This window comes from Pseudotabrizicola sp. (assembly GCF_030656345.1).
GTDB lineage: Bacteria > Pseudomonadota > Alphaproteobacteria > Rhodobacterales > Rhodobacteraceae > Pseudotabrizicola.
Map to the genome: position 1 here is coordinate 1 of NZ_JAUSNR010000012.1, position 11,840 is coordinate 11,840.

At 62.7% G+C, this 11,840-nt stretch carries 11 protein-coding genes and 1 pseudogene; 7 read left to right on the forward strand and 5 right to left on the reverse strand.

Translation table 11 applies throughout. The annotated features are described in order from the left end of the window. The 3 genes and pseudogenes from Q7J44_RS06780 to Q7J44_RS06790 form a co-directional block, all read right to left on the reverse strand. A pseudogene (locus Q7J44_RS06780) lies at window positions 1-214 on the reverse strand (hypothetical protein); the annotation flags it as partial. Window positions 215-330: 116 nt separating this feature from the next. Beyond that, window positions 331-768: a Cu(I)-responsive transcriptional regulator gene (gene cueR / locus Q7J44_RS06785; protein WP_304878291.1), complete on the reverse strand. Its 438-nt coding sequence runs from the start codon at window positions 766-768 to the stop codon at window positions 331-333. Next, window positions 765-3,248: a heavy metal translocating P-type ATPase gene (locus Q7J44_RS06790; protein ID WP_304878529.1), complete on the reverse strand. Its 2,484-nt coding sequence runs from the start codon at window positions 3,246-3,248 to the stop codon at window positions 765-767. Before Q7J44_RS06790 ends, cueR begins: the two co-directional genes overlap by 4 nt. Window positions 3,249-3,404: 156 nt before the next feature. On the opposite strand from Q7J44_RS06790, the gene Q7J44_RS06795 reads away from it, so the two are divergent. Together Q7J44_RS06795 and Q7J44_RS06800 are read left to right on the forward strand one after the other, a co-directional pair. Further along, the gene (locus Q7J44_RS06795) at window positions 3,405-3,593 is read left to right on the forward strand and encodes a heavy-metal-associated domain-containing protein (RefSeq protein WP_304878293.1); all 189 of its coding nucleotides are present in this window, start codon (window positions 3,405-3,407) and stop codon (window positions 3,591-3,593) included. A gap of 59 nt (window positions 3,594-3,652) precedes the next feature. Beyond that, entirely contained in the window at window positions 3,653-4,066 is a 414-nt protein-coding gene (locus Q7J44_RS06800; protein WP_304878294.1) for a DUF305 domain-containing protein, read from the forward strand. Between the two features lie 84 nt (window positions 4,067-4,150). On the opposite strand, the gene Q7J44_RS06805 is transcribed toward Q7J44_RS06800, so the two are convergent. Both Q7J44_RS06805 and Q7J44_RS06810 read right to left on the reverse strand, forming a co-directional pair. Then, window positions 4,151-4,726 carry an SMC-Scp complex subunit ScpB gene (locus Q7J44_RS06805; RefSeq protein WP_304878295.1) on the reverse strand — a complete coding sequence of 192 codons (576 nt, stop codon included), beginning with the start codon at window positions 4,724-4,726 and terminating at the stop codon, window positions 4,151-4,153. Between the two features lie 2 nt (window positions 4,727-4,728). Next, a complete protein-coding gene (locus tag Q7J44_RS06810) occupies window positions 4,729-5,619 on the reverse strand; it encodes a DUF1403 family protein (protein ID WP_304878297.1) in 891 nt (296 codons plus the stop codon). Window positions 5,620-5,824: 205 nt separating this feature from the next. On the opposite strand from Q7J44_RS06810, the gene Q7J44_RS06815 reads away from it, so the two are divergent. The 5 genes from Q7J44_RS06815 to Q7J44_RS06835 all read left to right on the forward strand — a co-directional run bounded on the left by Q7J44_RS06815 (window position 5,825) and on the right by Q7J44_RS06835 (window position 11,807). Then, window positions 5,825-6,883 carry a tyrosine-type recombinase/integrase gene (locus Q7J44_RS06815; RefSeq protein ID WP_304878299.1) on the forward strand — a complete coding sequence of 353 codons (1,059 nt, stop codon included), beginning with the start codon at window positions 5,825-5,827 and terminating at the stop codon, window positions 6,881-6,883. A gap of 344 nt (window positions 6,884-7,227) precedes the next feature. Further along, window positions 7,228-8,427, forward strand: coding sequence for a plasmid partitioning protein RepA (repA, locus tag Q7J44_RS06820; RefSeq protein ID WP_304878301.1), 1,200 nt, complete (start codon window positions 7,228-7,230; stop codon window positions 8,425-8,427). After that, window positions 8,427-9,389 (forward strand): plasmid partitioning protein RepB, encoded by a 963-nt coding sequence (repB, locus tag Q7J44_RS06825; RefSeq protein WP_304878303.1) that lies wholly within the window; start codon window positions 8,427-8,429, stop codon window positions 9,387-9,389. The genes repA and repB overlap by 1 nt, the downstream gene beginning before the upstream one ends. Window positions 9,390-9,620: 231 nt before the next feature. After that, window positions 9,621-10,727: a plasmid replication protein RepC gene (repC, locus tag Q7J44_RS06830; RefSeq protein ID WP_304878305.1), complete on the forward strand. Its 1,107-nt coding sequence runs from the start codon at window positions 9,621-9,623 to the stop codon at window positions 10,725-10,727. Window positions 10,728-10,877: 150 nt separating this feature from the next. Continuing rightward, window positions 10,878-11,807 (forward strand): LysR family transcriptional regulator, encoded by a 930-nt coding sequence (locus tag Q7J44_RS06835; protein ID WP_304878307.1) that lies wholly within the window; start codon window positions 10,878-10,880, stop codon window positions 11,805-11,807. Window positions 11,808-11,840: the final 33 nt, after the last annotated feature.

Consider the following 11,840-nt stretch of genomic DNA (forward strand, 5'->3'; position numbering starts at 1 on the left):
CAATGCTCAGCCCCGGCCGCGCAACGCTTAACCCATGGCCGCGCTTGTCATGCCGCAGGATACCCCAACCTACGGGCAAGCGCGCGCAAACCCGGTCCCAGACCCGCAGATCGGTGCCCAGCGAATTGCCGAACACCAGCAGCGGGGCAGTTTCTTGGGCCGGGCGATAGCCATAATGCACGCCATCCAGCGCGCTGAATGCCTCGGTCGTCATGCTCATCTCAGGGTCTTTCGGTCGCAAATGCCGACGAAGCAGGTTCAGGACGGCTAAGCCGCAGACATGTAAAATGCAACCTGTTCCGGCGGCACCGGAAAGTCAGGCGACGGTGACTAACGGTTGAAGCCCGCCCCGCGGTGGCAGGCGGGCGCGACGACCGATGCCTCACCCTCCAGATCGGCAAGGATCGGGCAGTCCGGCCGGTCATCCCCCGAACAGCCCCGCGCCAGATGGTCGAGCGTGGCGACCATGCTTTCCATCTCGGCAATCCTGCGCCGCAACCCGTCGATCTGCGCCTGCGCCAGCTGCTTCACATCCGCGCTGTGGCGGCTGCGGTCGCGCCAAAGCGCAAGCAGCTCGCCGATCGCCTCGACCTGAAACCCCAGATCGCGCGCCCGGCGAATGAAGCGCAGCATCCGCACATCAGACGCGGTATAGGTGCGATAGCCCGCTTCGGTGCGCCCGGCCGCAGGGATCAGCCCGGTCTGTTCATAATAGCGGATCATTTTCGCCGAAACGCCCGAGGTTTTCGCGGCCTCTCCGATATTCATACCGCTTCCCCCTCCGTCCCTGACCGAAACCCCCGCAGCCGCAGGGCATTGCCCAGCACGAACACGCTGGACAGCGCCATCGCCCCCGCTGCAAACACCGGCGACAGCAGGATGCCGAAGGCCGGATACAACACCCCCGCCGCCACCGGGATCAGCGCCGCGTTGTAGACAAAGGCCCAGAACAGGTTCTGCCGGATATTGCCCATCGTCGCCCGGCTCAGCGCGATGGCATCCGGCACACCTGTCAACCTGCCCGACATCAGCACCACATCCGCCGCCTCGATCGCAATGTCGGTGCCGGTGCCGATGGCAAGGCCCACATCGGCCTCGGCCAGCGCCGGGGCGTCGTTGATGCCGTCGCCGACAAAGGCCAGCGGCCCGTGGTCCGCGCGCAGTTGCCGGATCGCCGCGACCTTGCCGCCCGGCAGCACCTCGGCCACCACCGTATCAATGCCCAGCTGGCGGCCGATGGCCTGCGCCGTGCGCGCGTTGTCGCCGGTGATCATGGCAACCCGCAGCCCCAGATCCTGCAAGGCACTGATCGCCGCTGGCGTGGTCGGCTTTATCGGATCGGCCACCGCCAGCATCGCCGCCAACCGCCCGCCGATGGCGGCATAGAGCGGCGTCTTGCCCTCGGTCCCCAGGCGCGCGGCGTCTGGCGCAAAGGCCACCACATCCAGCCCCAGCTGCGCCATATACCTGTCAGCGCCGACATGAACCGGCACATCCCCGGCCATCGCCCTGACGCCAAACCCGGTTTCCGACACAAAGCCGGAGACCTCGGGCAGGCGTACCCCCTCGGACCCGGCAGCGGCAACGATGGCCCGCGCAACCGGGTGTTCCGACCGTGCCTCGACCGCAGCCACCAATCCAAGAACCGCGGCCCGCTCAAACCCCGGCGACAGCAGCAGATCGGTCAGCGCTGGTTTGCCTGCCGTCAGCGTGCCGGTCTTGTCCAGCGCCACAACCCGCACGCCCTGCAACGCCTGCAGCGCCTCACCCTTGCGGAACAGCACACCCAGTTCCGCCCCGCGCCCGGTGCCCACCATGATAGAGGTCGGCGTCGCCAACCCCATCGCGCAGGGGCAGGCGATGATCAGCACCGCCACCGCATTGACCAGCCCGAAGGTCAGCGCCGGGTCTGGCCCGAACACCAGCCACACCCCAAAGGTCAGCGCGGCCAGCGCCATCACAACCGGCACGAACCACAGCGTGATGCGGTCTACCACCGTCTGAATCGGCAGCTTGCCACCCTGTGCCGCCTCGACCATGCGGATGATCTGCGCCAGCATCGTGGCGTCGCCCACCGCCGTCGCGCGAAAGGTCAGCGCGCCGGTCTGGTTGACCGTGCCCCCGGTCAGCAGCGCACCGGCGGTTTTCGCCACCGGCGCGGGTTCGCCGGTGATCATCGACTCGTCGATCCAGCTGTCACCCGTCGTCACCGCGCCATCGACCGGCACCCGCGCGCCGGGGGCAAGCTCCAGCAGATCGCCCGTCCGCACCTCGGATACCGGCACCTCAACCACCGCGCCGTCCCGGTGCACCCGGGCCGTGCGGGGTTGCAGACCCACCAACCGGCTGATCGCCTGCGACGTGCGGCCCTTGGCCCGCGCCTCCAGAGTGCGGCCCAGCAGGATCAGGGTGACAATCACCGCCGCCGCCTCGAAATACACATTTACAGTGCCGGGCGGCAGCAGGCCGGGCAGGAACGTCGCCACCACCGAATAGGCATAGGCCGCCGTGGTGCCCACTGCGACAAGGCTGTTCATATCGGGTGCCAGCTGCCACAGCGCCGGATAGCCCTTCAGGTAAAACCGTCGCCCCGGCCCCAGCAGGACCAGCGTGGTCAGCACGAATTGCAAAACCCAGCTTGCCTGCATTCCGATGGTGGTCATGATCAGATGATGAACCGGCGCAAACAGATGCCCGCCCATTTCCAGCGCGAACACCGGCAGGCCCAACCCCGCCGCGACGACAAGATCGCGGCGCAGCACGGCGTCTTCAGCCGCTTTGCGCGCCGCGCCTTCGGCATCCCCTGTAGGTGAGGCGCTAAGCCGCCGCGCCTCGTATCCGACCGCCTCAACCGCCCGCTGCAGCCGGGCGGCATCCGCCGTTCCGGTCACGGTCGCCCGCTCGGTCGCCAGATTGACGCTGGCCACCGTAACCCCCGGCACCGCCATCAGCGCCCGCTCCACCCGCGCCACGCAGGACGCACAGGTCATGCCCTCAATGGCGAAATCCACCGTCTGCGCCGGCACGCTATAGCCCAGCCGGTCCACCGCCGCGACCAGCGCCGCGCGGTCAACCGGCCCTGCCGATACCACCTCGGCCTGTTCAGTCGCCAGATTGACGCTGGCCGACACCACCCCCGGCACCGCCGCCAACGCCCGTTCGACCCGACCCACGCAAGAAGCGCAGGTCATCCCCTCCACCGGCAGGCTTTGGGTGATCGGGGTGGGTGGGGCAACCGGGGCGTTCATGGGGATGATCCTGATGGTGATGTCGGGTTGCAGCATCAGATAGGCCTTCCCATCATGGGAAGGTCAAGGGGCATAATGTACAAAAACACCTCTTGACCTTCCAACGCTGGGAAGCCCCATCTTGGGTAAATTGCAATTCAACTGACCGGGGATGTGATGCAGTTCCATATCGAAACCATGACCTGCGGCGGCTGCGCGCGTGGCGTGACCAAGGCGATTCAGACCGTTGATGCCACAGCCGTTGTTGTGGCTGACCCCCCTGCCCGGCGGGTAGAGGTGACCACCACCGCCGCACGCGATCAGATTGTCGCCGCCCTGACCGAAGCGGGCTTTGCCCCTGCATGATGGCCGCCCGCATCTGACCCGCGCGTTTGCCCCCCGAGTCTGACCCCAAGGAAACGACCATGAAAAAGACCGTAATCGCCCTCTCCGCCGCTGCCGTCATTGTTGCAGGCAGTCTAACCTTTGCCCAGATGACCGGCATGGATCATTCCAACATGGACCACGGCACCATGGATGGGATGTCGATGGACCATTCCACCCTGATCCCGCCCGAATTCGCCGATGACCCGGCCACAAAGGCCTATGCCGCCGCCATGGACAAGATGATGGCCGATATGGCCGTGCCCTTTACCGGCAATCCGGACGTGGATTTCATGGCTGGCATGATCCCGCACCACGAAGCCGCCGTGACGATGGCGCGGATCGTGCTCGACCACGGCACCGACCCCGAAGTGCGCGCACTGGCCGAAGAGGTCATTGTGGCGCAAGAGCGCGAGATTGCCCAGATGAAGGCTTGGCTGGCCGCGCGAAAGTAAACAGATCGTCAACACGGAAAAGCCAAGCTGTTGATTTCAAACAGTTGCCATAGCTGCAACGCAAGGGGAGGCCCCTGTGCCCCCTCACCCAACCGCATCCGCCAGCTGCTCGTCATCCGGCAGGTCGGCCAGGCTTTGCATACCGAAGGCGTCAAGGAAGGCATCTGTGGTCACGTAGGTATAGGGTGCCCCCCGTCGCGGGGCCCGGGGGCCGGTGGCGATCAGCTCGCGCTCAAACAACCGGCCAATCAGGTCGCGGCTGATGTCTTTACCGAAAATCTCGCGCAGCCCGTCGCGGGTGATGGGCTGATGATAGGCAATGGCCGCCAGAACGGCGGTATCAAATTCGCTCAGATTCAGCGCCTTGTCCTTCACATCCGCAGCAGTCCGGATCACCCCGGCATAGGCAGGGCGCGTCCGCAAGGCCCAGCCAGAACCGATCCGCGCCACGGTATAGGGCCGGTCCGCCAGATCGGCGCACAGATCCTCGATCAGCAGATCCACGCTGGACCCCTGTCCCACAATCCGCGCCAGATCCTCACGCGGAACCGGGGCCGCACTGGCAAACAGCACCGCCTCGACCCGGCGCATCCATTCGCGCCAGCGCAGATCGGGGGGAAGATCGGCCAGCTCGCGATCTATGGCGTCGCCCTGCGCCATGGCTAAAGCCCGTAAAGGCGGAAGGTGTCGCGCCCGGTCAGCTCGCGCACGGCACCAAGCGCGACCAGACGGTCACACAACCGCCGCGCGGCCCGGTCTGACAGGATGGGCACCAGCGCCGAGGGCGCGACGGCGTCGCGGGTCAGGAACATCTCCACCGCCTGCCCCGCACCCTTGGCGCGCAGCTTGGGGGCAACCGCCCGCAACCTGTCGGCACGGCGGGCCAGATCGGCTGCCAGCTGAACCGCAGGCCGGGCGGATGTGATGACCGCCCGATGACAGAGCAGCCGCAGCGCAGCACCAGTCTGGCGCAGATCACGTGGTTTCAGACCCGTCGCCAGCAGCGGCAGCAGATGCGACCATCCCAAAGCCAGCGCCAGAACCGCATCTCCCAGAATAAGCGCCGTCGTTTCCGCACGCGGGCTGTCGGTCAGCACCGCCTCGATCACGGCGGCAGCGCGGGCGACCGGGGTGCCTTGCGCTGTGTCCAGCAACAGCGCGATCTTTTCGGCCGGCACCTTTGGCAAAGCGCGGCGCAGACCGGCCACAGAAACCGGCCGCTCTGCCGCGCGGGCCCATTGGCCAAGCACCTCTCCCGCCGGACCGGGATGGTCACCGGGGCGGGTCAGATGCAGCGTATCGCGCAGCGCCGACGCCCCCTCTGGCCGCCCGCCGAACCGGACACAGACTTCGGCTGACGCAAGGGCCAGCCGGGCGCGCCACAGCGCCTGCGGAGTCTGTGCGCAGGTGGTCGAAATCTGCAGATGGGCCAGAGCTGCCCCTGACAGAAACGCCATGTCTTCAATGGCTTCGGCCCGACCGACAGCAACCCACCCTGGCATCACAGGGGTGGCGCGCTGGCCCGGATCAAAGTGTGCAATGGCTGGCTTCATGGCAGAACGCTAGATGATACCGGCGCTTTTGGCAAGCATTAGGCAGGGTTAGCGCCGCAGATATCTGGTTTTCTTTTGCGTCCGGTAATTGCGGTGCCGTTCATGACATGCGTATGATTCAAACCTGAACAAACTGTCGCCGGCCCTTCGGGTTCAGGTGCCAGAGTCACTTCAACCCGGCCCATGGCCCCCTTGGATGATGCGTATGAAAAACGAGACCAGACCAGAGGACGCCGCTGATCAGGTGCAGGCCGAAGCGGCCACCCTGCCCGCCCATGTCGCGGGATCCGGAGCGCTGGACCGGCTGGTTGAGACGGCGCGGGATTATGCCCGTCAGGCAGTTTCAGAGAACACCCTGAAGGCTTATGCGCAGGACTGGGCGCATTTTGCGCGTTGGGCCCGGATGCGCGGGGCAGAGCCGTTGCCGCCATCCCCCGAACTGATCGGCCTTTACATCGCCGATCTGGCGGCCCCCGCGGGAAAGGCCCCTGCCCTGTCGGTTGCCTCGATCGAGCGGCGTTTGTCGGGTCTGTGCTGGGGTTTTGCGCAGCGCGGGGCGCGGCTCGACCGCAAGGACCGCCACATCGCCACCGTGCTGGCCGGTATCCGGCGCAAACACGCCCGGCCTCCGGTGCAGAAAGAGGCGATTCTGCCCGAAGATCTGCGCGACATGCTGGCCACGCTGCCGCACGATCTGCGTGGATTGCGCGACCGGGCGCTTTTGCTGATCGGTTTCGCGGGGGGGCTGCGGCGGTCGGAAATTGTGTGTCTGGATCATGGCAAGGATGACACGCCGGATTCGGGGGGGTGGGTACAGATCCTGGATGATGGCGTGCTGATCACCCTGCGCGGCAAGACCGGCTGGCGTGAGGTGGAAATCGGGCGTGGGTCCAGCGACCAGACCTGCCCGGTGCACGCGCTGACACAATGGCTGCACTTTGCCCGCATTGATTTTGGCCCGGTCTTTGTGGCGGTGTCGCGTGATGGCCGCCGCGCCAACGCCGACCGGCTTTCCGACAAACATGTCGCCCGGCTGATCAAGCGCTGTGTCGAAGATGCAGGTCTGCGGCCCGAACTGTCAAAGGCAGACCGCCTGATGCTCTATTCCGGCCATTCCCTGCGCGCCGGTCTCGCCAGCAGCGCCGAGGTCGATGAGCGTTATGTGCAAAAGCAACTCGGCCATGCAAGCGCCGAGATGACCCGCCGCTATCAGCGGCGACGTGACAGGTTCCGGGTCAATCTGACCAAAGCGGCGGGGCTGTAGGACCGAGAGCGATGCGTGCTAAACACGACTCACCTTTGACATCAGACGGCATTTGCGACGATCTTGCAGAGATTTGCCTACGGTTGGTGGCAATTATGCTTAGACCCACAATATGTCGGACGGTGCGGACCCAAAGGTGTTTTTAAAGACTTTTCAACACTTTATCCGGTCATTCGAGGTCCGTGAGCAAGCTGCTGCAGTGTACTGAGCGCCCAAAGCCAAAAATTTTGTTGCCGTAGCGCGAGTTGCGTGGCATCACTCCACTTGTCGCAAGGTTTCGTTTCTGACGCCCTTATGCGACGAAACGCAAAGTGGCCCGGCAAGAGGTCATCGAGGGTAGTATGATGGCGAGCACCGGACTTCCAGCACCTGGCACTGTGGCGGGCACGATCAGTGCCAATGCGGCGCGGTTGTCAGAAGCGCTGAACATCCATATGCGCAACAGCTTTCAACCCGAAAGCCGCAAATCCCTGCGCAAGTTCCACCCTGCCGAAGTGTCGGAACTGACCGGCATTTCGATGTCGAACATCAGAACACGGCATCAGGAAGGCGATTTTCCGGAGGTAGAAACAGATGGCCGCGGCCGCCGCCTCTACTCTGCCGAAGAAATCGACCAGATCCGGCACGTCATGGCCCGGACGGGCCGCAACGGCGAGACCTATCTTCCCGGGCGTCGTGAGGGTGACGGGCTTCAGGTGATCTCTATCGTAAATTTCAAAGGTGGGTCCAGCAAGACAACGACGGCCATTCATCTGGCGCAGCGCTATGCCTTGCGCGGCTACCGGGTGCTGGCGGTCGACATGGACCCGCAGGCAAGCCTGACGACCATGTTCGGATACCGGCCCGAAATCGAATTCGCAGAGGCCGGGACGATTTACGACGCGCTGCGCTATGAAGACCCCGTTCCCCTGAGCGATGTGATCCGCAAAACCTACTTTCACAATCTGGATCTGGTACCGGCGGGCCTGCTGCTTTCGGAATATGAAACCGAAACCGCCTATGCGCTTCAGCATCGCATTGAACCGCCCTTCACCCAACGTCTGGCGATTGCGCTGGATGAGGTTGAAGACCGCTATGACCTTGTTATCATTGACTGCCCGCCGCAGCTTGGCTTTACCACGATGTCGTCTTTGCTGGCGTCTACCGGCTTGCTGATCACGGTTGTGCCCAGCATGCTGGATGTGGCGTCCATGGCGCAATTCCTTGAAATGGCAGGAGAAACCGTTCGTACGCTGGAGGAATCCACCGGGCCTACGGATTGGAAGTTCCTCAAGTTCCTGATTGCCCGTTATGAACCCACGGACGTGCCGCAGGCGCAAATGGCGGGCTTTCTGCGGTCAATCCTGCTGGATCAGGTGCTGACCACACCCATGCTGAAATCGACCGCGATTTCTGACGCCGGCATGACACAACAGACAATCTACGAACTGGACCCGAACCAGGTGGTGCGCAAAACGCTCGACCGGATTCTGGAAAGCGTGAATGGCATGGCGGATGAGTTCGAGAAGATCATCCAACAAGCCTGGGGACGGAGAACCACCTGATGGCACGTCGCAACATCTTTCAACCGCCTCCGCCTCCCACGCCGGAGAAAGAGGCTGACGCGCGGCCGCGGTTCCCGAATACCGGGGCGATGTCTGGTGTGAAATCGACCCTGCGCGACCTGTCTTCCAATGCGGTAAAGGAAATCGACCCGGGCCTGATCGACGATGACGGGCCCCGCGACCGGCTTGCTATTTCAGATGCCGATGTCGCCGAGCTGTCGGAAAGCATCCGGTTGCACGGTCAGCAGGTGCCGATCATGGTGCGCCCGGTGCCGGACGCGCCCGGGCGCTATCGCATCGTTTACGGCAGGCGGCGGCTACGGGCGCTGAAGCTTGCCGGTGTGCCAGCCAAAGCGCTGGTCCGATCCTTGACGGACGAGCAGGCCATTCTTGCGCAGGGGCAGGAAAACAGCCTGCGTCTTGACCCCAGTTTCATCGAAAAAGCGGTCTTTGTCAGTGAGCTGGCTGACGCCGGATATGAGCCGACAATCATTCTGGATGCGCTGGCCATAGACAAGCCGATGCTTTCGCGGATGACAAAGGTCGCCAGAACGATCCCCGCCGATGTGATCCGCTTTGTCGGTGCAGCGCATGGCGTCGGTCGGCGGCGCTGGGAAGAGCTGGCAGATGCGGCCAGAGACCACGCTGTCGATCTTGCGCTGCTGGCCGACACTCTGGGCACTGCGCTGGCCGAATTGCCGTCAGATGACCGCTTCGCCCGCTTGCAGGCAGCTGTGACAAAGCAAGTCACCAAGGCCCCGAAGTCAGGCGGGCACCCTGCCCTGTCGGTCACGGCCCCCAGCGGGTTGACGATCGCCGAGGTGAAGTCAACGGCGCGTGTCGTGACCATCCGGGTCGCCAGGGACCACAGTCCCGGCTTTACCGACTGGATGCGTGAGAATGCCGAGCGCGAAATCCTGCGACTTTATGAGGATTGGAAGTCGGCAAATTCGTCTGACTGACGAGACATTATCACCGCAACAACAAGGGAGCACATAAGCAGCCACAGGAAACAAAAGAGCCCCCCAAGGTCACCCCCGGAGAGCCCAATCTGTTGCCTAGCATCGACAGATTTATCAGTTTCTCCGCCTCAGTCAAGACAACCGATTCGGTTGATTGATCGCTTTTGCCCAAATCGGGCAAATTGTTCGACCTTTGGTCCGGGCAAACACCTTGGTTTGCCGTGAAGTCACATGAGTTTCAAACATGCCTCTGCGCCCGTCAGCGCGCAGACCAATGAAGCGTTGTCCGCGGACAACGCAAAGCCTGATCGCTTCACCTTGATCGATACGGTCCGCCGCGCCGCAGCAGAGCTGCGCATCGGCCCGCCCGTCATCGCGACGCTCGATGCGCTGTTATCTTGCCTTCCGCCCAAACGCCCCCATGACATCGTGTTCGCCTCCAACGCGACACTTGTCATGCGCCGCAACGGAATCTCTGACCGCACCCTTCGCCGTCATCTGGCCCAGCTTGTCGAAGCCGGTTTCCTGACCCGCATCGACAGCCCCAATGGCAAGCGGTATTCAAGACGCGACCCGGCGATGGGAACGGTTCTGCGCTTTGGCCTTGATCTGGCACCCCTGTTTGCCGCCTTCGCCCGGCTTCGCACAATCGCGCAGGAACAGGCGGTCGCAATCGCCCGCAACGCCTACCTTCGCACCAAACTGCGCGTCGCGATTCACCTTAGCCTTGCCAACGATTGTGACTGCGATGTTGCGACGGCTGCCCAAAAGGCCCTTCGTCGCAAACTCACCAACGACGACCTGAACAGCTGGCTGGAGAAGCTGCCATTAACAGCAAAGATCAATGAGGAATACGAGGGTAAAACCGCTGAAGAAACCATAGATATGTCCGGCAGCAGCGGCCAAAATGTCCGCCACCAACAGAACTCAACAAAAGACCTTAATGATAAAGAAGATCTGACGACTGAACGTAAAACCACAAAGTCTGTCGTAACGCTGGACGCCCTCACCCTGGCATGCCCGCAGGCGACAGGGTTTTTGCTGGAGAAGCTCAGATCGCCCTTGGACATTGTGAGCCACGCCAGACGGCTGGCACCGATGATTGGCATTGATCAGAGGTGTTATGACGCGGCCGAGGCAAAACATGGCCCGTTAGGCGCGGCTTTGACGATTTGGGGCCTGCTTGAAATGCAGGACAAGATCCAAAGGTTGGGCGGATATTTCCGTGCCATTACCAGTGGCGCGCGCAGCGGAACCTTTGATCCTTGGAATCTGATAGATCGGTTGATCGCGAAGTCACAAAATTGTCCGCGGACAACGGCGGCACAGTTGGGATGATTAAGCCGAAGCTCACATTTGAATTCTGGTGCTCTGGGGCGGGGCAGGGGGGCTGTTTAACGTGGACGATTTCCAGTCTGCAATGACATTCCCGTTCCTCTTTCAATCAATTCGCTTTCCGGCCCAACGGCCTCTGCTATCATCACGCCCATGAAAGAACTGACCCTCAGGCAGATGGAAGTGGTGCGCGCAGTGATGATTGCGGGGTCCATTCAGGGTGCCGCAAATCTGCTGCATGTCTCTGCCCCCGGAATCAGCCGGTTGATCAAACACACCGAAGACGGTCTGGGCCTGCGATTGTTTGAACGGCGGGCGGGAGTCTTTGTGCCCGCACCCGAAGCCCATGCGATTTTTGCGATGCTGAACCAGGTCTATCACCAGGTTGAAAATCTGAACGCGGCAGTGTCGTCGGTGCAGAAGGGGCAAAACTTTGCGCTGTCCTTCGCCTCTGCTCCATCCATCGCGCAGTTCATTGCGGCCCGCGCCATCCGGTCGGTCCGTGCACGCTTTCCCGATCTGATGATCGACCTCGACATCCTCAAGATCGAGGAAACGCTGGACTATCTGCTGCTGGAGCGTGGCGAGGTGGTGTTCATGTCCTCTCCGGTTGAAAACTCGGCGCTGGAGTCGACAGCCCTCGCCAAGGGACGCATCGTGGCCATTCTTCCTGAGGCGCATGAGCTTGCGGCCAAAGACACGGTATCGGTGCATGATCTGATGAAGTATCCGTTCATTGGCGTCGATCCTGATGATCCCTATGGCGAAACGTTGTCGCGCCCGTTCCGCGAGGCGGGTCTGACGCCGCATCATGCGATCCGCGGGCGTTTCGCGCAAACACTGGTGAGCCTTGTGCGGCATGGTCTGGGGGTTGCGGCGATAGATGAATTCGCTGTCGCCGAAGTGTACATGCCCGGGCTGGTGCGCAGGCCATTGGCGGAAACGGCGGAAATCACTGCGTATGTCGTGCAGAAGCGGGGCCGCCAGTTGTCCAGTTTTGCTGAATTTACGATCCAGCGCTTTCGCCATGAACTGACCGAAGCGACCTCACGCCGACACTGGGACCCACCAACCGGAAGATAACATCATGTTACGATATTATTAATATCGGTATTT